Source organism: Streptomyces sp. NPDC088124, assembly GCF_040685895.1.
Taxonomy (GTDB): domain Bacteria; phylum Actinomycetota; class Actinomycetes; order Streptomycetales; family Streptomycetaceae; genus Streptomyces.
Genome location: NZ_JBFBJB010000057.1, coordinates 1 through 21,088, shown reverse-complemented (window position 1 = coordinate 21,088; position 21,088 = coordinate 1). Strand labels below are relative to the sequence as shown.

Below are 21,088 nucleotides of genomic sequence, written 5' to 3'. Positions count from 1 at the left end.
ACAACCATCCGGCGGCCGAGCGGGTCCAACTGGCCATGCGGAAACGTCCGGTGGCCGACAGGCCCGCCCTTGCCCGTGTGGTCCCCCTGGTGAGCCTTGTCTGTCTCCTGGGGGCGGCGACGGCATGTGGTGGCGCGGACACGCCACCGGACGGTGGGCCGTCCGGCCCCACGACGGTCGCGACGACCGGGGCGCCGTCCCGTACGCCGGTCCCGCCCCCGTCGCCGACCGCGCCGCCCGCCCCCGCCACGTACTCCGACTTCGACGGTGACCACGTGAGCGACCTCGTCCTGACCGACCCCGTCGCGACGGTCGACGGCGTCTACTCCGCCGGGTACGCGGCCGTGGTGCCCGGCTCACCGGACGGCCCGGACACGGGCCGCCACCGGGTGATCACGCAGAACAGCCTGAACCTCGGGAAGGCCGGCCAGGGAGGGGCCTTCGGCCGCACCGTCCGCTCGGCCGACCTCGACGGGGACGGGACGGCGGATCTGATCACCGGGGCGGGCACCGACACGGTCTTCGTCGTCTGGGGCGGCGAGAAGGGCCTCGCGGGCGGGGCACGGCTCGCCGGCAGCGCGCCGGTCACCGGTGACTTCGACGGGGACGGGTACGCCGACCTGGTCACCGCGGGGCGCTCGCCGTCGACGGCGACGCTGTCGTACGGCCCGTTCAGCCGGGCCGGTGCGCCCGCGGCCACGGTGCCACTGGACCTCACCCCGAAGGACCGCGGCCCCGACTCCGGCCTCGGCCCCGACACCGCCCCCGGCTCCGGTCCGGACTCCGAGGGGTACTACACGGCCCGCCTCGCCGCCGCGGGGGACGTGAACGGCGACGGCCGGGACGACCTCGTCGTCACCTGGACCCATGTCTTCGCCGACGAGATGCCCGTCCCGCGCGCCACCGCCGTCCACCGCGGGACCGTCCGGGGCGCCGGGGGCGTCTCGGCCACGTACACCCGCCTCAAGGACGCCCAGGGCAGGAACGTCTACGGCGCGGACACCCTCACCGCCGATGTCGACAAGGACGGCACCGCGGACGTGATCGTCGGCCGTTCCTGCGAGGTCATCGGCGAGGAGCAGATCGCGGACGGCGGCAGCCGGCTGACGGTCGTGTACGGCGGCCGGGCGGGCCGCGGCCGCGCCCCGAAGCCGACGACGATCGACGACCGGACGCAGGGACTGCCGGGCGCGCCGGTCTCCACCGGCTGCTTCTTCGGGGCGGCGGCCACGGCGGGCGACGTGAACGGCGACGGGTACGCCGACGTGGCCTTCACCGCCCCGGCGAAGGACGGCTCGACCATGATCCTCGTCGTGCGCGGCGGCGAGAAGGGCCTGACCGGCACGGGCGCCCAGCACCTCGCGGGCCTCCCCGGAACACCACGGCTCGCGCTGCTGGACACGGACGGGGACGGGGCGGCGGAGCTGGCGATCGGCGCGGCGCGGGGGGACTTCTCCGGGGCCGCGGAGGTACGCGTCCTGCGCGGCGGCCCGGACGGCCTGGCGGAGAAGGACACGGGCGCCGACCGGCCGCGCAGGATCGTTCCGGCGGATCTGGGACTGAAGCCGGCGGCCGGCGACGCATTCGGCTGGGACTTCGGTCACTGAGCCCCGCCCGGCCTGGGCACGGCGAGCCGCCGCGCGCACAATAAGGCGGTGCGGCGGGGGCCGGTGAGTACGGATGGGACGGGTGGGGTCATGCGGAAACGGCGCATACGGCAAGCACGTACAACGGCGACGAAGACAACGGCGACGAAGACAGCGACGACGAAGACAACGGCGACGAAGACAGCGACGACGAAAACGGCCATCGGCCTCACCGCCTGCACCGCCCTGCTGCTGCCGCTGACCGCCTGCACCGACGCCTCGTCCGCCTCCTCCGCTTCCTCCTCGGGCGCCACGGTGGCGGCGAAGAACGGCGACACCGCCCCCGGCACCGGCGTCTCGGCCGTGCCGCGCCGCCCCGTGCCACGCGGCAGGGGCAGCCGCCTCCCGGACGACTTCAACGGCGACGGCCACCCCGACCTCGTACTGAACGACCTGGTCAAGGCGGCGGGCGACACGTACGGGGACGACGCGGGCATCGGCATCGTGTACGGCACGGCCGCCAGGCCGGGGGACGGCGACAAGGCCCGCCGCTTCGACCCGGCCGTACGCCAGACGCTCGACCCGCGCGAACGGGGCGCGCGGGTGGACGGTGCGCTGCCCGCGGCGTTCGACGCGGAGGCGGCGTGCGACCTCGACGGCGACGGCTTCGGCGATCTGATCATCGCCACGGACCCGCCGTACGACGGCATCGGGATGCCGCCCGTACCGCTCCAGATCCTGTTCGGCGGCCCGCAGGGGCTCACCGGCCGCGCGGTCGTCCTCAAGATCCCGGCGAAGGCCCGCGCGGGCGACGAGTGGCCCGACCACCCGGTCTGCGGCGACTTCGACGGGGACGGCAGGACCGACCTCGCGGTCACCGCGAGCGCGGGCCAGGTCACCTTCCTGCGCGGCCCGTTCAGCCGGGCCGGGGCCCCGCGCTCCGCCGCCGCGCCGGTCCAGGGCGGCGGCACGGTCCTGGCGGCCCCGGAGCCGAAGGCCGATGTGAACGGCGACGGCTACGACGACCTCGTCGTCGCGCCCCGCGCCCACGCGCCCGGGGCGGCCGCGCGCGGAACGCTGCTGCTGGGCGGCCCGGACGGCCCCGGGCGCCCGGGCACCACGTACAGCTTCCCGGCCGCCCGGAAGCCCCCGGCGCCCCGGCTCCCGGGCGTACCGGCCGCAAAGGCGGCCACGGAGATCCTGCGCGCGACGAACGGCTACCTGCTCACAAGAACGCACCGGGGCGAGCAAACGGACCTCCTGGCGGTCTACGCCCCCGCCTCCGGACCGGGCGGGAAGAAGGTACCGGCCTTCCGGCCCCACCCGCTGCTCACCTTCAGCACAGCGATCTTCCTCAACTGACCGAACCCTGGGGGAGAACCCCCCAGGGTTCCCCTAAGGGATGTCACAGCTCGGCCGCAAAGGCCCTCCTGTTCCCCACCTCCGTCACCGCGCCCGTCAGGAGCGGGTACGTTCGATTGCGTGGCTGGATTCAGGATCGGACGCGGCCGGGACAACCGCACCTCGCAACAGCAACCGCAAACGCAGCAGCAACAGCCGTACGGACGGCAGGCGCCGCCCCCCGCATACGGGGGCGGTCAGCAGGGCGCGCCGACGTACGGCCGGCAGCAGTGGCCCCCCGCGGGCGGTGGTCCGCAAGGGGGCGGCGCGCAGTACGGGGGCGGCGGCCGGCAGGGGGAGCCCGAGTACTTCGGCGACCCGTACGCGCAGACACAGGGGTACGGCGGCCCGCCGCAGCACCCCGGCGACCCGTACGCCAACAACCCCGGGCACACCCAGGCGTTCAGCATCGACGAGGACCGTTACGGCGACGGCGCCCCCTACCAGGCCGGCGCGGCCCCGGCTCCGACCGGCCCGCGGCTGCCCTGGAAGGACCTGCTGAGCGGCATCGTCCTGCGCCCGGCGCAGACGTTCCTGCAGATGCGCGACTACCCGATCTGGGGCCCGGCCCTGATCGTGACGTTCCTCTACGGGCTGCTGGCGCTGTTCGGCTTCGACACCGCCCGTGAGGAAGCGATCAACGCGACGCTGACCACGGCCATCCCGTACGTCCTGACGACGGCCGTCGCCTTCGTCATCGGCGGACTGATCCTGGGCGCGGTCACCCACTCGCTCGCCCGCCAGCTCGGCGGCGACGGCGCCTGGCAGCCGACCGTGGGCCTCTCCATGCTGATCATGTCGATCACGGATGTCCCGCGCCTGCTCTTCGCGCTCTTCCTGGGCGGCGAGAACTCGCTGGTGCAGATCATCGGCTGGGCGACGTGGATCGCGGCGGGCGCGCTCTTCACCGTGATGGTGAGCAAGTCGCACGACCTGCCCTGGCCGAAGGCGCTGGGCGCGTCGGCGATCCAGCTCATCGGGCTGCTGTCGCTGCTGAAGCTCGGCACCCTGTAGGGGCCCGTAGGGGCCTGTAGTGGTTGAGGAGGGGCCGCCCGGCCCCTCCTTTGCTTCCCCTGCTTCCCCTGCTTCCCCCTGGCCGTCCCTTACTCATCCCCGCGGCGCACGACGGGCGGCTCGACGCTCCAGGGAAAGTTGATCCAGTGCTCGGTGCGCCCCCACACGTACTCGCACTTCACGAGCGAGTGCGGCTTCTCGTAGAGGACGGCGCTGCGCACCTCGGCGACATGGCCCGTGCAGAAGTCGTGCACGAGCTTCAGGGTCTTGCCGGTGTCGGCGACGTCGTCCGCGATCAGGACCTTCTTGTCGGAGAAGTCCACGAGGTTCGGGACGGGAGCGAGCATGACGGGCATCGCGAGCGTGGTCCCCACACCTGTGTAGAACTCCACGTTGACCAGATGAATATTCTTGCAGTCGAGTGCATAAGCGAGCCCGCCGGCGACGAAGACCCCGCCGCGCGCGATGCTCAGTACGACATCCGGTTCATAGCCGTCGTCCGCGACGCTCTGCGCCAGCTCGCGCACGGCGCGGCCGAACTTCTCGTACGACAGGTTCTCCCGGCGCTCGGTCATGCCTGTGTCACACCTGCGTCCGGTGGAAGTTGAGGTACGAACGCGAGGCTGTCGGCCCCCGCTGCCCCTGATATCGCGACCCGTACCGCTCGGATCCGTAGGGGAACTCGGCCGGCGAGCTGAGCCGGAAGAGGCAGAGCTGCCCGATCTTCATCCCGGGCCAGAGCTTGATGGGCAGGGTCGCCATGTTCGACAGTTCGAGGGTGACGTGCCCGGAGAACCCGGGGTCGATGAACCCGGCGGTCGAGTGCGTCACCAGCCCGAGCCGCCCGAGGCTGGACTTGCCCTCCAGCCGGGAGGCGATGTCGTCGGGCAGCGAGATGACCTCGTACGTCGACGCGAGCACGAACTCGCCGGGGTGCAGGATGAACGGCTCGTCGCCGTCGGGCTCGACCGTACGCGTCAGATCGACCTGCTCGACGGCGGGGTCGATGTGCGGATAGCGGTGGTTCTCGAACACCCGGAAGTACCGGTCGAGCCGTACATCGATACTGGAGGGCTGCACCATCGTCGCGTCGTACGGATCGAGGCGCACGCGCCCGGAGTCGATCTCGGCCCGGATGTCCTTGTCTGAGAGAAGCACGCCCCGAGGATACGCAAGGCGCGCGAGCCCACCCCAATCGGGCAGCCTCGCGCGCCTCATCCGCCCAAGGTCAGCGCTGCTCCACCTGACCCCGCTCCACCTTGTTCACCGTGTTCACCATCTCCACCGACACCTCCACAGGCACGGCATGCCGCAACCGCGCGCACCGCGGACACCGGATGAGCCGGCCGGGGCCGATCCGTGCGGCGCCGAGCTGCTGCATCGGGAACGAAGCAGTACTGAACACGTGCCCATCGGCACAGCGGACGACGGTGCGTTCCATCAAGTCCATCAAGTCCCTTCCCCAACAAACGCGGACGAACGCCCACACTAGGGGATGATCGGGACACCACAAGAGGCGGCACTCCGCCCCCGACCCTACGCCCCAACTCCCGCCCCCACCGCCCGCCGAACGCACTTCCCGGCCACCGACGACACCGACCGAACCGGGGAGCGAGCGGCGCCCGGGGCCGGGGATGAGGTAGAGTGTCCGACGACGCGAAGCCGATCACCGGCTCGCCAAGCGGGTGTAGTTTAATGGTAGAACATGAGCTTCCCAAGCTCAGAGCGCGAGTTCGATTCTCGTCACCCGCTCCATGAAAAGCCCTAGGTCACAGGACCGGGGCTTCTTTGTTGCCCAGGCCACGCTGAGTCGGCCTGGACAGGCGCCGGGTGTGGGGCCGGCCGCGCGTCCAGAACCGAGGCCGGTGCTCCGCCTGGGCCGGAAGCGGACGCCGATCGACCTCGGAGGCCGCGGGCGAGGTTCCGCTGACCGGCACCCGACCCCGACATCAAACGGTGCCGCACTGGCAACGCATGGTCACGCCATCGGGGCCAAACCCTTTCAGCGCCGACCCCGTGGCATGTCAACATGCGCGGAGGCTCAGAGCGTTGCCTCGCCTCCGAGCCTTCCGGTACTGATGGCGCCCCGCAGGACACGGGCGATCTCCTTGGGATCGAGGTCGATGCCGTCGAGCCCTTCCATGGTCAGCGGGTTCTCCTCCAGGGCGTATCGCCGCGTCCTTCGGCGCTGAACTCGGGGCAGGGCGCTCGTCGAAGGATCAGGTCGCGACGCGGGCGAGGTAGAAGAGCAGGCGCTCGTTGTCGGACTCCGTCGTGTGGAGGAGACGGATGATGTCGGCCTTCCCCGCGATCTCCTCGTGGATCTCCCGGTGGAGGGCGGTCTCCCGGGGCTCGTCGCAGGGTTCGACGCCGCCGCCCGGCAGGACCCAGTACTCGGGGACACCGGGCCTGGTGCGTCGGATGACCGGCATCGTGTCGTCAGCGATGACCAGGACGGGGCGGACTCGCTCGATCATTTCGGTTCGTCCCCGTGCTTGTTGACGCTCTCGGTGGAGCAGCCGGCCCTTGCTTTCGGAAAACGCTGCACTCGAGGTAAATGAATACCTGTGCCGGCGACCTCAGAATTTAACGGCTCTTACTGGGAGAGTTTCTGCCGCAGCACGCACGGGGAAATACTTGACGCACACAATCGTCCACGTCGTGCTACTGTCGGACTCGGTTGCAGTTTTGGTACCCAAAAACTCAAGCGCCTCCGCTCGGCCTCGATGCCGCAGGGAAGCGCTTTGTATTTCCGGTCATTTTCCGGGCGGGGCATCATCGCGGCGACGCGGTTTCCGTACAGTACGGATTCCGGTGTACTGCCCAAAGGAGATATGACATGGCTACTGGCACCGTGAAGTGGTTCAACGCGGAAAAGGGTTTCGGCTTCATCGAGCAGGACGGTGGCGGCGCTGACGTGTTCGCCCACTTCTCGAACATCGCCGCCCAGGGATTCCGTGAACTGCAGGAAGGTCAGAAGGTCAGCTTCGACATCGCACAGGGCCAGAAGGGCCCGACGGCCGAGAACATCGTTTCCGCCTGACGTCGGCGCGCATTTCATAGCTGGGGCCCGCATCCCTCGGGGTGCGGGCCCCAGCTGCACGCATTTCCGCAGCGGTTCGTCTCCGGGAAAAAAATATTGAGGAACGCAGCCGCCTCGGAGCCGCTCCCGGCGATGCACCGGATTCTTTTTCGCGCGCCATCCATCATCTTGCGTACGTCGGCACGGATTTCCCGTGGGCCACGTTCGCATTCCATTCGGTCCGTGCCTGTGATTCCCCGCGCCGCTCTTACGCTGTGGAATTCCTTGATACGCGCCGTATCAAGGAAGGTTCTGTATGAACCCCACACGCACGAACAGCCGTTCCTCCCGCGCCCGCCGTGACGGCGGCCACGGGTACGACTCCGCTGCCGGTTCGATTCGGGGCGGTCGCTCCGGTTCCTCCGCCCCGAGCCGTTCGGCAGGTCCGAGCCGTTCGGGTGGCAGGCGGCCTGCCGCGATGCAGGGAGAGTTCGCTCTGCCCGAGACGATCACTCCGGCGCTGCCCGCAGTCGACGTGTTCAGCGACCTCGACATGCCGAGGAGCCTGCTGGCCGCGCTCACCGCGCAGGGCGTGGCCATGCCGTTCCCGATCCAGGGTGCGACGTTGCCGAACTCTCTGGCGGGCCGTGACGTCCTGGGCCGCGGCCGGACCGGCTCCGGCAAGACTCTCGCCTTCGGCCTGGCCCTGCTGGCCCGCACCGCCGGGCAGCGCGCCGAGCCCCGTCAGCCGCTGGCCCTGGTCCTGGTTCCCACCCGGGAACTCGCCCAGCAGGTCACCGATGCCCTCACCCCTTACGCCCGAGCCGTGAAGCTGCGGCTGGCCACCGTCGTCGGCGGGATGCCGATCGGCCGGCAGGCGAATGCTCTGCGAGGCGGCACCGAAGTCGTCGTCGCCACCCCCGGTCGCCTCAAGGACCTCATCGACCGCGGCGACTGCCGGCTGAACCAGGTCGCCATCACCGTCCTGGACGAGGCCGACCAGATGGCCGAGATGGGCTTCATGCCCCAGGTCACCGAGCTCCTGAACCAGGTCCGCCCCGAGGGCCAGCGCATGCTGTTCTCCGCGACCCTGGACCGTAATATCGACCTCCTGGTCCGTCGCTACCTCACCGACCCCGTCGTCCACTCCGTGGACCCTTCCCAGGGTGCGGTCACCACGATGGAACATCACGTCCTGCACGTGCACGGTGCCGACAAGCACCGGCTGACGACGGAGATCGCGGCGCGCGACGGCCGGGTGATCATGTTCCTGGACACCAAGCACGCCGTGGACCGCCTCACCCAGGACCTCCTCGCCAGCGGTGTCCGGGCCGGGGCCTTGCACGGCGGTAAATCACAGTCGCAGCGCACCCGCACCCTCGCCCAGTTCAAGACAGGGCACGTCACCGTCCTGGTCGCGACGAACGTCGCGGCGCGCGGCATTCACGTCGACCACCTCGACCTCGTCGTGAACGTGGACCCGCCGAACGACCACAAGGACTACCTCCACCGCGGCGGCCGTACCGCGCGGGCCGGCGAGTCCGGCAGTGTCGTCACCCTGGTCACCAACAACCAGCGCCGCGCCATGACGCGCCTCATGGCGGCCGCCGGCATCGCGCCCCGGGCCACCCAGGTCCGCTCCGGCGAGGAAGCGCTCCACCGGATCACCGGCGCCCGGACCCCCTCCGGCATCCCCGTGACGATCACCGCGCCGGCACCCGAGCGACGCGAGCGCGGCACGGCCTCCCGCGGTCGACGCGGTCCCGCCACGGCTGCCCGGCGCGTGAGCGGGCGACAGTCCGCCTTCGACGCGGCGGCCTGAGCACCGCGTGATCCGGAAGCTGACCCATCTCTGCAGGAGGCACATTGTGACGCTGGTCCAGATGCGGCCCCACTCGGCGAACGTCGGTCCCGTACCCCGGGCGGCGCTCGACGCCATGAACACGGCAGGGCCACAGGTCTGCGACGACATGACCGTCGAGGTGGCCCTGTCCGTCATGGCCAGTGACAGGACCGGACACCTGAGGGTCTGCGACAACGACGGTCTGTGCACCGGACTGGTCACCCAGGCCCAGCTCACCACCGTCCGAGACGGCCCCGCCTACACGGACCGGCTCCAGCTGCGCGACATCCTCGGCGACCGCGGGCCGCACACCTCGCCCGCCGCCATGATGGCCGAGCACGCCACGTACCACCGCCGGCCCGCTACCCCGTCCGCCGTGGACGAACAGGACAGCGCGTCGGGCGTCCTCGCCCTGACCCTCTGAACCGTCTCACCACGCCGGACAATCTCCTTCCTCTCTCTGTGATCCCTGTGAGGCATCGTGCGCTGTGTTATCGCCCGCTTCCCGTTCGAACTCACCAGGAGCGGCGTCCTGGAGTCCATGAAGGGCATCAAGCCCGAGAAGGTCGTCGGCGAGTCCGTGACCATCGGCCGCCGCGCCTACCCTGTCAAGCAGGTCGGCGTGGTCATCACCCGCCAGGATCCCCGCGACTTCAGCGCCGAGGAAGTCCTCCGGGCCATGACCAAGCTCGGCTTCACCTGCCGCAGCCTCCCCCGGACCGCCGCCCCCACCCGCCCTCTCAGCCCGCTCCAGCACGCTTCCGCGATGCTCGGCGTCCCGGTGGCCGTCTGACTGTCCGACCGTTTGGCTGATGGGAAGCGCGCGCTGACAACCGAACAGCCAAGAGGGCCCGACCGGCACACGCCGGTCGGGCCCTCCCGCGTACCGTTTCTCTGCGCGGCGCGACGTCAGTGATCGGGGCAGCTGAAGTCACCCACGGTCCAGGCGCTGACATCCGCGATCGAGACGCGGTACATCCCACCCGTCTCCGGGATCCCCACCGTGCCCTGAAGGATCCGCGCCATACGGAAGTGCAGATACGCGGGCGGCCCCTCCCCTCGCGTCGTAGCGGTGAACATGGCGGAGAACTCGCCCAGAACGGGACGAGCCCGTCAGGACCTCCGACACCCGTTGCCTCCACACGGCCTCGGGCCCCGGTCGGCCGGTGATGACAGCACCACCGGTGACCACGGTCAGGGGCATCTGCTTTCTTCCCCTCGGAGGCCCGGCGGGTGACCGCGGTCGCTCTGGCGAGCCGGTTGACCGCGGGCCGGCCGGAGCCTCCGGCGAGGTCGATTTCCTCCTCACGGAACACGCGAAAATCTCCGTTGGCCGGAGTAGACATTGAGTGGTGGTGTGGCTATGGTTTCTCTTGTACCCGAGAGAGACAGCAGGGCCTGGCAGAGAAGAACTGCCGGCAGTACACGTAGTCGCAGGACGGTGTGGCAGTGGAGTTTCGAAGCCAGGGTTGTTGCAGGACGGCGACGGGACTGACGGCCGGACCGGGTGGCCCGCAGTAAGGGGCCGCCAAAGCGGGACCGCTGTCATGAAAGTTGCGGTACCCGTGAGTGCAGTTCGCAGTACCCAGCAGTGAAGTGACCAAGCGGTACCTCGGTGAAGGCGTCGGCTGCGGACGCGCGCACCGGGAAGTTCGGCAGTGGGGTTCCAAGCCAGAGCAGACGCAGGAAGGGCAACGGGGCTGGCTGCCGGAGAGCGGCGCTGTCACAGGCCGCTGAGCAGTTCGCATCACCAGCAGTACGCAGTAGTGCAGTACCAGCAGTACGCAGTGTCCCCATGGTAGGTAGTTGATCACCGAGGGAAGAACGGAGGAGCCCGCGCCATCAGGATCGCCCGGGCCGGAGCATTGAGCCCGGGTACCGCAGGACATCGATAGTGAGGTGGTCTCCGGTCGAGCAACCGCGATCCCCGCACTCCCGACAGCGGCCAGGTCGGGTCTGCGGACACAGAATGCCGGTGCAGTATCAGGGCCGGCAGGTGGTGTAGTAGTTCCTTCGGGGCCCTGGTGCCGTACGGCACCAGGGCCCCTCCACGCGTTCCACAAGAGAGGTGCAAGTGACAGCAGACGACTCGTACGGCCGGCTTGACGACGACGACTACCCCGCCTACACGATGGGCCGGGCCGCCGAGATGCTCGGCACCACCCAGGGCTTCCTCCGCGCTATCGGCGAAGCCCGCCTGATCACCCCCCTGCGCTCGGAGGGCGGCCACCGCCGCTACTCCCGCTACCAACTGCGCATCGCCGCCCGCGCCCGTGAACTGGTCGACCAGGGCACGTCCATCGAGGCGGCCTGTCGTATCGTCGTCCTGGAAGACCAGCTGGAAGAGGCGCAACGCATCAACGCCGAGTACCGCCGCGCCGCCGAATCGGCAGAGCCGCCGACCGAGGACTGAGGCGGTGCGCGACGAGGTGGCGGGGCCCGCCCTGCGCGCGATCCACGAGGATCCGGCGCACCCGTGGACGACGGCGGAGCCGGCAGGCCGGGCGGGGGTGTCGAGGACGACCTTGGCGAAGCGGTTCACGGAACTGGTCGGGAACGGGCCGGTGGCGTATCTCGCCGAGTGGCGGATGACCGTCGCCGCCGATCTGCTGGCCCGCCCGGAACTGACGGTGGCAGCGGTGGCCCGGCGGGTCGGCTACGCGGACGCGTTCGGCTTCAGCGCGGCGTTCAAACGGCCCCGGGGCGAGAGCCCGAGCACCTACCGACAGGAGGCCGCCACCGCCCGCGTACCGGACCGCGCCGGACCGGCGGGCCGGCTCCGGCCGGTGCGCCCCGGCGGCGGACCCGGGCAGGGCCGCGCCGGAGCCCTCTGACGCCTTCCCGCCAGGTACCCCGGCTTCCCGGGTACTCCGGCTTCCCGGGTACTCCGGCTCCCCCTCAGGACCAGGCACCCGCCGCGGACGCGTCACGGACGAAGTCGGTGACGTCGCGCGGCGGGCGGCCGAGTGCTCTCCGCACGCCGTCCGTGACCGGTGCCTCCTGACTCGTACGAATCGGCTTCATCGCGTCGGTCCAGAGCGCGGCCTCCTCCTCGGGCAGTCCCTGTGCCACCAGCCCGGCCCGGAAGACGGACTCCTCCACCGGAACGTAGGCGGCACGCACGCCGGTCACCTTCGCGATCTCTTCGAGTACGTCGGCGATGCCGAGCGCCCGGGGGCCGGAGAGTTCGTACACCTCGCCGTCGTGTCCGTCCTCGTCGGTCAGGGCCGCGACGGCGACCGCCGCGATGTCGTCGGCGTCGACGAACGCGGCGGCGCCGCTGCCGGTGGGCAGGGCGAGTTCGCCGGCACGTACACCGTCGAGGAAGACGCCCTCGCTGAAGTTCTGGGCGAACCAGCCGGGCCGCAGGATCGTCCAGGCGACGCCGGACGACCGGACGGCCACCTCGCTCTCCATGTGCGGGCCGCCACCCTCGAAGGAGGAGCCGAAGTAACCGGGCACGTCCACGCCCCGGGCCGAGAGCAGCACCAGCCGTCGTACCCCGCTCGCGACGGCCTGTGCGACGAAGGCGGGCGTCGGGGAGGGTGAGGTGTCCAGCGGGACGATGTAGACGGCGTCGACCCCGTCGAGGGCCGCCTGCCAGGTCGTCCGATCCGCCCAGTCGAAGAGGGTGTCCCCGGACCGTGAGGCCGCTCGGGTCTCCACGCCCAGCTCCCGGAGGCGTGCCACCGTCCTACGGCCGGTCTTGCCGGAACCGCCGATCACCAGCACGGTGTTCCCGGCGCCCATCGTGTCTGTATGCGTCGCGTTCGTCTGTGTCATGCCACAAGCCTGGCCGCGCCGGTGGTCCGCGGCCATGGTTCATCGTCCGGGAAGCATGCTCGCGCGTCCGGGCGTGTGACGAGCAAGCGGCGGCACCGCCGCGCAGGCGTCGTCCCACCGAGGGGCGCCGGCCCGCCCCGGCCGCCTGCGTCGGCCTGGTCGCACGCCTTTCGGCCTGGTCGGACGTCTTGACGACGTCAGGGAGAGGCCCGGGTACGCCGACGGTGGGGCCGGTACCGTCGTCGGCCGACTGCCCCGCGCGGCCCCTCTCCTCACCGCTGTGGCAGTGCGGTGAGGAAGTCCAGTTGAGCGCCGGAGATGCCGTTCGCAAGCGGGGCGGCCGCCGAACGACTGCCGGATGCAGGTGGATGCCACTCACCCGCGCGATCACTCTCCGCACTTCCTTGATACTTTATTTGATGAGAGTATCTTGAGTGCAAGCATCAAGAGCGCGCGAAGGTGGACTGCCATGAAGGGATTCATCGGGCGCCGCACCGAACTCGCCCTTTTGGACGAGCTGTTGGAACCGGTCAAGACTGGCGGCCGCAGCGGCCGGCCCGGGCGGGCCGTCCTGATCCGCGGACGCCGACGGGTGGGCAAGTCCCGCTTGGTCGAGGAGTTCTTGGAGCAGGCCGGGCTGCCGCACGTGTTCTTCACCGCCGTCGGCGGCTCCCGCGAGGGGGATCTGGCGGGCTTCGCCGCCGAGGTGACGGCCTCCCGGCTTCCCGACTCGGCACGGTTCGGCGATTTCGCGGCCCCGCTGACCTGGGACGCCGCGCTGACCATGCTCGCTTCCGCGCTGCCCACCGGTTCACCCAGCGTGGTGGTCCTCGACGAGATGCCCTACCTCGTACGAGAGGACCCCAGCTTCGAGGGCGCACTGCAGAAGGCATTCGACCGAACGTTGTCGAGGCTGCCTGTTCTGCTCATCCTCATCGGCTCCGACATCGCCATGATGGAGCAGCTGAACACCTACGGACGGCCCTTCTACCAGCGGGGGACCGAGATGGTCGTACCGCCGTTGAATCCGGCAGAGGTCGCCTCGATGCTCGATCTGACTCCCGCAGACGCCTTCGACGCCTATCTGGTCTCCGGCGGGCTCCCGCTCATCCTGGAGGAATGGCCACCGGGCGCCGGACTGTGGGAGTACCTCGAACTGGCTCTACGCAGACCGACCTCCGCCCTGCTGGTCAGCGGCGAGCGATCCCTGGCCGCCGAGTTTCCCTCCGAGGCGCAGGCTCGCACCGTTCTGGGCGCCATCGGCCACGGCGAGCGCACCTTCACTCTGATCGGGAGAGCCGCCGGCGGCCTCAACCCCGGCTCGGTGTCCCGCTCGCTGGACCTGCTCTCGTCCCGCCGCATGGTCGCCGCCGAACTGCCCCTGTCCACCAGACCCAGCCGTGAGACCCGCTATCGCATCGACGACCCGTACCTACGCTTCTGGCTCTCCTTCATCGGCCCCGGCATCCCCACCGTCGAACGAGGCCGCGGAGACCGCGTCCTCGACACCATCCGCGCCGGCTGGACATCCTGGCGTGGCAGAGCCATCGAGCCCGTCATCCGCGAAGCCCTGTGGCGACTGGGCCCCGACGGAGGGCAGCTGCCCTCGGGCACCGATGCGATCGGCGGCTACTGGACCCGTACCAACGACCCGGAGATCGACATCGTCGGCGCCGACCGTGCCCCGATCGCCAGGAAGATCACCCTCGTGGGTTCGGTCAAGTGGCTGGAGAAGAAGCCCTTCGACAACCGCGATCTCGGCCGCCTCATCACCCACCGCTCCCTGCTCCCCGGCGCCGACGACACCACCCCCTTGCTCGCCGTCACCCGCAGCGGCTGCACCGCCGACGGCGTCCCCACCCTCACACCCGAGGACCTCCACGCCGCGTGGACCTGAACCTGTGACCGGCCGCGCCACTACCTGCCGGACGCAGTGGTGGACAAGGGCCGGCAACGGCGCCCAACGGAACTCGCACAGGAGGTGCACACCGGACACGGCCCGGGAGGTAGGGGCCCGCGCCGCCGTGCCACAACATGCCGGCCGGAGCGGTGAACAGCGGTCTCGAGCGGCAAGCACAAGAAGCCGCGCGGGTTCCAGGAATCCTGGGCGCCAGGGGACGGAAACCCGCACGCGAGTCCCCCAATCACAGGGCCATGTGTACGGGTTGACGGCTGCTGATCAGACATGACCAGGGGTGGCCGGGTGGACGAGGCTCCGCCCGAAGCCTGCGCCCTCCGGTGCTGAACGTATGCCGGAGGAGATGCGCGTGGGCGTGGGGCAGAGGCTGTGTCACGGCGGACGTCGACCCAGGCGGCGCCGAGACCTCCGCGGGCCGCGCGTCGACGGCGGCACGTGTGGCCGAGAGGTCTCCCACGTCGAGCGGTTCTACGTCTACGCGAAGAAGAAGCTGTGGATGCCGGAAGTGCTGATCCCGCAGCAACCACCGCGCGACGGACAAGACGAGCAGGAAATGCTGTCACCCGCCGTTCCTCGGGGAAGTCACTTGGGGCACATCGTCTCCGAGACACCTCGGCCTTCGTCAGCTATGGGGAGGAGTACCGGCTGGGGGACGCGGCGGAGGAGGCCCAGTGCTCGTCCCTGCCTGTGATCCCTGCCTTCAGGCCGTTGCGCCAGAAACAGAGGGCGCTGAGCAGATGAGTCCGCCTTCTCGCGAGGACGTTCCCCTCGCTGACGGCGCACGGCGCCCTCAGCCTCGCAGCCCCTCGGAACACGTGGGGCACGCCCCGCCATTGCAGCCAGGGCTTGCCCGCAGCGCCGGGCTCGTACGGCAACGGTCTTTGTTGGTGACGGTTGGGGAGGTCGGTCGTTGGTCCGGTCATGGGTGGGGGAACTGGCTGATGCCCGGTCGTGGGCGGGTGAGCTGGGGGCTCTGCAGGACCGCACCCGGCCCTTCCGGCGCACGCGCAACTGGAGAGTCGGTATCGAGGCCCGCATCAGCCACCTCGTGCGCAGCTTCGGTTTCCGCCGCACCCGCCTCCGCAGCTTGACCGGTGCCCAGACCTGGGCCGGACTCGGGGTCTTCGCCTGCACCTTCCAGCTAATGGCCGTCCAGGGGTCGCAGGTCGGGCTTCTCCCGCAGGCCGCCGTTGTTCTCGCAGTCGAGCCGCTCGGCCACGGCGAGTGCCGCGGCGTTGACGACCGTCACATTAGCCTGCAGGTTCTCCAGCGCGTCCCCGCGGTCCTTCACGTGAACAAGAGCCGCATAGATGCGCGCCGGCTGCTCGTCGGAACCCTTCATCTGGGGGCTGACACACTCGAAGTAGACGCGGGCCCCGCGAGGCGACGCGACGGCCTCCGTGCCAAGGGCGAAGAAGCGACTCCCCTCACGGGGCTTCGGGTCCCCAATGTCCTGCGGCGCATAGATGGAGAAATCGATGGTGGCGTTCTCGCGCGAAGAAGTACCTTTCGCCGGTATTTTGCAGAGTTTCTCACCGACCGTCCAACTGCGGCCCGATGCGTGACCGTCCTTGATGTTCTCGGACACCCGCCCCACCCCTTCACCGGTGAGTCGGGAGAAGGACGTGGCGCCGGTGACGGACTCGATCGTCTTCTCCAACGGACCGGCGAACACGCCGTCACACACCTCCGCCGCCCCCACGTACGGCGACTCGTCCTCCCCGCCCGAACCGCACGCGACCGCGACCGCGCCGAGGGCGAGCACCACCCCGGTCACGGAGAGCGCCTTCCTCACCCGCACCACTCCCACACCTTTCCTCTCCACGCCGCTCCTCAAGGACTGTCTCCCGTATCAGCCGGTCTCCGGATCGTTGCCCTGCTGCTGCGCGCGGGCGTTTCCGGCCCCGTATCCGATCAGCATGGCCTGCCTGAGGTCTTCCTTGAATTCCTTGTCCACCTCTGTCGAGTGGTAGTCGAGGAACTTCTCCATGGGGGCCTCGGCCATGTATTCACCGCCGGACCAGACCTTCCTCCGATCCTCCTTGCTCAGCTCGTCGACCTTGTCCTTGTGCTCGTCGATCGACTTGTCGGAGACATCACCGATGACCGTCCCGATGATCTGCTCCACGCCTCCGGCGGCGGTGTCGGTGGCCAGCGGAATGAGCACCGCGGCCGTGCCCACGGCCGCGGTGGCTGGCAGGAAGGCGACCCCCGCGGCGACGCCCGCGGCGGCTCCGAATTCGATCCAGCCGGATCGGGCGGCCACCGCCTTCTCGTACTCCTCGTGCTTCTTCTCGTACTCCGCCCCGACCTGGTCGGCGCGCGACTGGTCGAGCATCCCCTGCACCTCGGACCCGACCCGCACGGCGTTCCGCGCGCCTCCCTCGTCGATCTTTCCGTCGGGCCCGACCTGGGCCTCCAGCACGCTGGTGGTGTAGATCTGCTCGGCCTTGGAGACCGTGGCGTACGCATCCGGGTGCTGACCGAGCGAACTGAGGAACTTACGCGCGATTTGGCGGCTGTCGTCTTCGGGATCGAAACTGAGGTGACCGTCGGGGTTCTTCGTGGGCGCGAAGATGCTGTCCTCCGAAGTCTTCTCCAGCGACCAGTTGATGTCGTCGATATACGCGGCGCCCATGGTGCCCAGGCTGTCGGACAACGCCTCCTGCTTCTTGAGCAGGCCCGCGTCCTCCCCGTACTTCTCCATCACCTGCTTCATGACATCGGCGTTGTCCTCGTCCCGCACGACCTTCGCGTCCGGACTGTCGTACGGGTAGCCGAGGGCGGCCGATTCCAGCGCGTGCCCCAACGCGTCCGGCATGTAGTTGAGCGTGGGCTTGAGCTTGTCGGGGTCGATCGAGTTGCCGTCGGGGAACGACTCCCACTTCTCGTTGCCGAAGAAGTCGAGGTAGTTCGCGATGGGTTCGCCGTCCTCGCCCTTCCCGAGATCGGCGGTACCACTCTCGTCGACCGTGCCGTCCTCCTTGTACGCGGTCGGCGGATCGGTGAAGAACTTCTTGGACGCCTCCGGGCTGTGCCCCAGCGCCTCCAGCATGGCCGTGGTCGGGTCGTAACCGGCGCCGTTCTTCCCCGAGGGGTTGTACGGATTCTCCAGGGGGCCGTTGACCTGCTTGTTGTTGGCGAAGAAGAACGGGTCCTTCTGGTGCAGCTGCGCCACGTGTTCGGCGATCGGGTTGAGGAACGCCGCGTTGTAGTTGCCGTTCCGCATGATGCCGCCCAGCAGCTGGTAGCCGTAGGGCCCGCCGGTGTTGTCGTACTTGGACAGCGGAATCTGTTCGGTGCCGAGCTTGCGCAGCTCCGGGCCCCACTTGTCCGAGAACGCCTTGTCCTGCGAAGCGGTGGCCAGGTTGAGTCCGAGGTTCTTCTGCAGCTCCTGGACGTCCTTCAGCCGTTTCTTGTCGACCTTGCCGTAATCGTGCGTGTCGGTCGCGAGCTGCCCGAAGAACGCGAGCGACTTCTCCGGGCCGAGCTTCTCGTAGAAAGTCTTGGCGAACTCGGTGGACTTGGTGTTGTCCCGCAGCAGTTCGTTGAGCTGCTGAAGCTCCGTGTGCGTGATGTCGCGGCCCTTGGCGGCCAGTGCGGCGGCCCGGGCCGCCTCCTCCTGGTCCAGCTTCCGGTACTTCGGCGCGCTGAAGTCCTTGCCCTCGGTGACGTTGGCCTCCAGGGCGTTCTTGAAGGCCACGTCCGTGTCGTTGCAGTTGTCGACGATGTTGTCGATCTTCTTCTGCCAGGCATCGATCGCGCTCTTCTGCTGGCGCAGCAGATCGGAGTAGTCCGGGTCGTGCCGCGCCGTCTTGTCGTTCTCCAGCGGATGACGGGCGGTCACCTTGCCTTTGGCGTCGATGTGCATGCCCGCCGCGGGACCCTCCTCGTCACGGATGGCCTCCAGGTCGTCCTTGGCCTTCTTGATGGCCTTGTGGGCGTCCTCCATGATGAGCTTGACGCCCTTGGCCTCGGCGGCGGCGTCCTCGAACTCCTTGGCGGTCTTGCCTATGAACGCCTTGGTGACGCCCGCGTTGACGCCTTCCCACTCTGCCTTGTCCGCCTTGGTCTTCATCCCGTCCCGGGCGTCGTCGGCCAGCTTGTCCAGCTTGGTGACCATCTCGGCCCAGTCGTCGGCGGCCGCCTTCAGTTTGCCGACAGGCGCGTCGACTATGTCCTCGTATTTCAGCATCTCTCTCTTCCCCCGTTGATGACGCGAGACTTCGGTCGACTACTTCATATAGTCGTTGAGCTTGGACACCGAGATCAGGTCGCCGGCGATCTGCACGTCTTCCTTCTGTTGTGAGGACTTCGTGTAGTTCAGGTGGTTCGAGATCTGCGCGAGGGCGTCCAACAGCGTCTTGAAGTGCGTGTTCCAGCGGTCGTGGACCTTGAGGAGCCCCGAACCGCTCTCGAAGTTGCCGTTGGTGAGCGCGATGGCCGCGTCGAAGGTGGTGGGCCGGGCGTGGTCCCCGTCCTTCGACAGCCGGGTGCGCAGTTCATATGCCTCGTGACCGATGGCACCCAGGTTGTCCTGATTGACCGCGAGGTCCGCAGCGGCCGGCCCCCCCGAACCACCCGGCTCCTTGGGCGCACTGTTCAGGCGCATATTGACTCGTTGCGTCGATTCCGCGCGGAGTGCCGCCCATTCCGAGTCGAACGTCACGTATTCCCCCATACTCAATCCCGGATTCCGGCGAAGCCGATCACTTCGCCATGCACCACACCCAGGGGGCGGTACGTGCACGGTGGAGGACCGGCAGCGTACGGGGGACTGTACCCAGCCACCTCGGGCGATGTCCCTCCGCCCCCTGCTGGTGGATCAGCCGCGCCCGCTCGGACGGGCGGCCCGCGCGACAATCAGTTCGCGCGCCGGGAACAGCGGCTCCGGTCGGCACGGTTGCAACCGAGGGACCGGTGCCGCACGGGCGAGGAACACGGAGACCACGAGGTCGTCCGCCCCACCAGGCCCCGGAGCGCGGTATGCCCGACGCGCACTCGGACCAAGACGTAGTTCTGTTCTGCTGGAGGACTTTTTCATGACTGACCGGCCCTTGACGCTCATGGCAGTACACGCCCACCCCGACGACGAGGCCACCAGCACCGGCGGGGTCCTCGCGCGGTATGCGGCGGAAGGCATTCGCACGGTTCTCGTGACGTGTACCGACGGCCGTTGCGGCGACGGGGCGGGGGGTGCCAAGCCGGGCGATCCCGGCCATGATCCGGCCGCTGTCGCCCTGATGCGCCGCCAAGAACTGGAGGCGAGCTGTGACGTCCTGAAGGTCGGCGATCTGGAGATGCTGGACTACGCCGACTCCGGGATGGTGGGCTGGCCCAGCAACGACGCCCCCGGATCCTTCTGGCGGACCCCCGTGGAGGAAGGCGCCGCCCGGCTCGCGGAACTCATGCGGCACTACCGGCCCGATGTGGTGGTCACCTACGACGAGAACGGCTTCTACGGCCACCCCGACCACATCCAGGCCCACCGCATCACGATGGCGGCGCTGGAGATGACCGAGCTGACCCCGAAGGTGTACTGGACGACGATGCCCCGCTCGATGATGCAGCGGTTCGGGGAGACCATGCGCGAATTCCAGGAGGACATGCCGGAGCCGGATCCCGCCGAGGCCGCCGCGATGGCCGAGATCGGCCTCCCCGACGATGAGATCACCACCTGGGTGGACACCACCGCGTTCAGTGGTCAGAAGTACGATTCGCTGGCCGCGCACGCCAGTCAGGGCGAGAACATCTTCTTCCTCAAGATGGGCAAGGAGAAGTTCGGCGAGGTGATGGGCCTGGAGACCTTCGTGCGCGTCAAGGACAGCACCGGCGCGGCCGTTCCCGAGAACGATCTCTTCGCCGGACTGCGCTGATCCGCCGCCGGTCACGGGGGACGCCCTCCGGCGCGCGATTCCCGGGAATCGCGCGCCGGAGACGGACTCAGCGAAGGGCGGCGGCCCGGCGGCGGCGGGAGGACTCCGTGACGTCGGGTACCGTTCCGGCGCCTGTTCCCGGAGTCTCGTCCCAGGCCCGGATCTTGGACGCGATCCGCCGCAGACGCTGGTCGCCCGGACGCACGGTGAGGTAGAAGAGGCCCTCGTAGGCGCGGCGGTCCTCGCCACCCCAGCGGACGACTCCTTCGGTGTCGGCGACGATGTCGCGGATGGTCAGCTGCTGTCCGGCGGTGAATCCGCCCCGTACGCCGGGGGGATAGAAGTCCGGCCGGATCACGACGGCCGTGCCTGATGCCTGGTTGGACTCCGGGAGGCGGCTGTCGCGGACCGCCGACGGCGCCACCCAGCCCTCGATTGGGTTCGGTTCGGCGCCCCGGCCAAGGGCGTCGACCTCGTAGTGGAAGCGCCGGATCACATGGACGAGGACCGTTTCGGTGTCTCCCATGCGTACGGAGACGTTCAGACCGGTGCCCGGTACGGGACGGGCCACGATGTCACCACCGTCGTCCGTGGCCTTCTGCATCTCCCATCCGTTGGCGGACGGGCGGCTGGTGTCGAGGCGGC

Annotated in this window: 19 protein-coding genes, 1 tRNA gene and 3 pseudogenes; 13 read left to right on the top strand and 10 right to left on the bottom strand. The window is 69.3% G+C overall.

The features are described from left to right. Positions 1-89: 89 nt before the first annotated feature. The 3 genes from AB0P17_RS34215 (at position 90) to AB0P17_RS34205 (ending at position 4,001) form a co-directional block, all read left to right on the top strand. Positions 90-1,607, top strand: a complete 1,518-nt coding sequence (locus tag AB0P17_RS34215) for an FG-GAP and VCBS repeat-containing protein (protein ID WP_365817230.1) — start codon at positions 90-92, stop codon at positions 1,605-1,607. 90 nt (positions 1,608-1,697) lie between these two features. Continuing rightward, complete coding sequence (locus AB0P17_RS34210; RefSeq protein ID WP_365817228.1) at positions 1,698-2,948, top strand: VCBS repeat-containing protein; 1,251 nt, start codon at positions 1,698-1,700, stop codon at positions 2,946-2,948. A 120-nt stretch (positions 2,949-3,068) separates the two neighbouring features. Continuing rightward, entirely contained in the window at positions 3,069-4,001 is a 933-nt protein-coding gene (locus tag AB0P17_RS34205) for a Yip1 family protein (protein WP_365817226.1), read from the top strand. Positions 4,002-4,090: 89 nt separating this feature from the next. On the opposite strand, the gene AB0P17_RS34200 is transcribed toward AB0P17_RS34205, so the two are convergent. The 3 genes from AB0P17_RS34200 to AB0P17_RS34190 all read right to left on the bottom strand — a co-directional run bounded on the left by AB0P17_RS34200 (position 4,091) and on the right by AB0P17_RS34190 (position 5,451). Continuing rightward, the gene (locus tag AB0P17_RS34200) at positions 4,091-4,576 is read right to left on the bottom strand and encodes a phosphoribosyltransferase (RefSeq protein WP_365817223.1); all 486 of its coding nucleotides are present in this window, start codon (positions 4,574-4,576) and stop codon (positions 4,091-4,093) included. A gap of 7 nt (positions 4,577-4,583) precedes the next feature. Then, positions 4,584-5,159: a dCTP deaminase gene (gene dcd, locus AB0P17_RS34195; RefSeq protein WP_365817221.1), complete on the bottom strand. Its 576-nt coding sequence runs from the start codon at positions 5,157-5,159 to the stop codon at positions 4,584-4,586. A 70-nt stretch (positions 5,160-5,229) separates the two neighbouring features. After that, a complete protein-coding gene (locus AB0P17_RS34190) occupies positions 5,230-5,451 on the bottom strand; it encodes a hypothetical protein (protein ID WP_365817219.1) in 222 nt (73 codons plus the stop codon). 231 nt (positions 5,452-5,682) lie between these two features. On the opposite strand from AB0P17_RS34190, the gene AB0P17_RS34185 reads away from it, so the two are divergent. Then, a tRNA-Gly gene (locus AB0P17_RS34185) sits at positions 5,683-5,756 on the top strand. 464 nt (positions 5,757-6,220) lie between these two features. On the opposite strand, the gene AB0P17_RS34180 is transcribed toward AB0P17_RS34185, so the two are convergent. After that, complete coding sequence (locus AB0P17_RS34180) at positions 6,221-6,478, bottom strand: NUDIX domain-containing protein (protein WP_365817217.1); 258 nt, start codon at positions 6,476-6,478, stop codon at positions 6,221-6,223. Between the two features lie 362 nt (positions 6,479-6,840). Between AB0P17_RS34180 and AB0P17_RS34175 the strand changes: the two genes are divergently transcribed. The 4 genes from AB0P17_RS34175 (at position 6,841) to AB0P17_RS34160 (ending at position 9,659) form a co-directional block, all read left to right on the top strand. Next, positions 6,841-7,044: a cold-shock protein gene (locus AB0P17_RS34175; protein ID WP_072489439.1), complete on the top strand. Its 204-nt coding sequence runs from the start codon at positions 6,841-6,843 to the stop codon at positions 7,042-7,044. 295 nt (positions 7,045-7,339) lie between these two features. After that, a complete protein-coding gene (locus tag AB0P17_RS34170; protein ID WP_365817215.1) occupies positions 7,340-8,845 on the top strand; it encodes a DEAD/DEAH box helicase in 1,506 nt (501 codons plus the stop codon). 46 nt (positions 8,846-8,891) lie between these two features. Continuing rightward, positions 8,892-9,290 (top strand): hypothetical protein, encoded by a 399-nt coding sequence (locus tag AB0P17_RS34165; RefSeq protein WP_365817213.1) that lies wholly within the window; start codon positions 8,892-8,894, stop codon positions 9,288-9,290. A gap of 57 nt (positions 9,291-9,347) precedes the next feature. Then, positions 9,348-9,659, top strand: coding sequence for an SCO5918 family protein (locus AB0P17_RS34160; protein ID WP_365817211.1), 312 nt, complete (start codon positions 9,348-9,350; stop codon positions 9,657-9,659). Positions 9,660-9,775: 116 nt separating this feature from the next. Here the strand turns inward: AB0P17_RS34160 and AB0P17_RS34155 are convergent. Next, positions 9,776-10,082: pseudogene (locus tag AB0P17_RS34155) on the bottom strand (hypothetical protein); the annotation flags it as partial. Between the two features lie 858 nt (positions 10,083-10,940). On the opposite strand from AB0P17_RS34155, the gene AB0P17_RS34150 reads away from it, so the two are divergent. Further along, entirely contained in the window at positions 10,941-11,279 is a 339-nt protein-coding gene (locus AB0P17_RS34150; protein ID WP_189543364.1) for a MerR family transcriptional regulator, read from the top strand. 1 nt (position 11,280) lies between these two features. Further along, positions 11,281-11,700 (top strand): annotated as a pseudogene (locus AB0P17_RS34145) (AraC family transcriptional regulator); the annotation flags it as partial. Between the two features lie 64 nt (positions 11,701-11,764). On the opposite strand, the gene AB0P17_RS34140 reads toward AB0P17_RS34145, so the two are convergent. Further along, complete coding sequence (locus AB0P17_RS34140; RefSeq protein ID WP_365817209.1) at positions 11,765-12,649, bottom strand: NAD(P)H-binding protein; 885 nt, start codon at positions 12,647-12,649, stop codon at positions 11,765-11,767. A 469-nt stretch (positions 12,650-13,118) separates the two neighbouring features. Here AB0P17_RS34140 and AB0P17_RS34135 point away from each other — a divergent pair, with 469 nt between their 5' ends. Together AB0P17_RS34135 and AB0P17_RS34130 are read left to right on the top strand one after the other, a co-directional pair. Further along, positions 13,119-14,546 carry an ATP-binding protein gene (locus AB0P17_RS34135; RefSeq protein ID WP_365817207.1) on the top strand — a complete coding sequence of 476 codons (1,428 nt, stop codon included), beginning with the start codon at positions 13,119-13,121 and terminating at the stop codon, positions 14,544-14,546. 1,000 nt (positions 14,547-15,546) lie between these two features. Further along, positions 15,547-15,696 (top strand): annotated as a pseudogene (locus tag AB0P17_RS34130) (ISNCY family transposase); the annotation flags it as partial. 12 nt (positions 15,697-15,708) lie between these two features. On the opposite strand, the gene AB0P17_RS34125 reads toward AB0P17_RS34130, so the two are convergent. The 3 genes from AB0P17_RS34125 to AB0P17_RS34115 all read right to left on the bottom strand — a co-directional run bounded on the left by AB0P17_RS34125 (position 15,709) and on the right by AB0P17_RS34115 (position 19,236). Beyond that, positions 15,709-16,344 carry a hypothetical protein gene (locus AB0P17_RS34125; protein WP_365817205.1) on the bottom strand — a complete coding sequence of 212 codons (636 nt, stop codon included), beginning with the start codon at positions 16,342-16,344 and terminating at the stop codon, positions 15,709-15,711. Positions 16,345-16,419: 75 nt separating this feature from the next. Beyond that, complete coding sequence (locus AB0P17_RS34120) at positions 16,420-18,762, bottom strand: hypothetical protein (RefSeq protein WP_365817203.1); 2,343 nt, start codon at positions 18,760-18,762, stop codon at positions 16,420-16,422. Between the two features lie 39 nt (positions 18,763-18,801). Beyond that, positions 18,802-19,236, bottom strand: coding sequence for a hypothetical protein (locus AB0P17_RS34115; RefSeq protein WP_365817201.1), 435 nt, complete (start codon positions 19,234-19,236; stop codon positions 18,802-18,804). A 373-nt stretch (positions 19,237-19,609) separates the two neighbouring features. On the opposite strand from AB0P17_RS34115, the gene AB0P17_RS34110 reads away from it, so the two are divergent. Continuing rightward, on the top strand, positions 19,610-20,443 hold the full coding sequence (locus tag AB0P17_RS34110; protein WP_365817199.1) for a PIG-L family deacetylase: 834 nt from the start codon (positions 19,610-19,612) through the stop codon (positions 20,441-20,443). Between the two features lie 67 nt (positions 20,444-20,510). Here the strand turns inward: AB0P17_RS34110 and AB0P17_RS34105 are convergent. After that, a partial coding sequence (locus tag AB0P17_RS34105) for a hypothetical protein (protein ID WP_365817197.1) occupies positions 20,511-21,088 on the bottom strand: 578 nt, incomplete at its 5' end.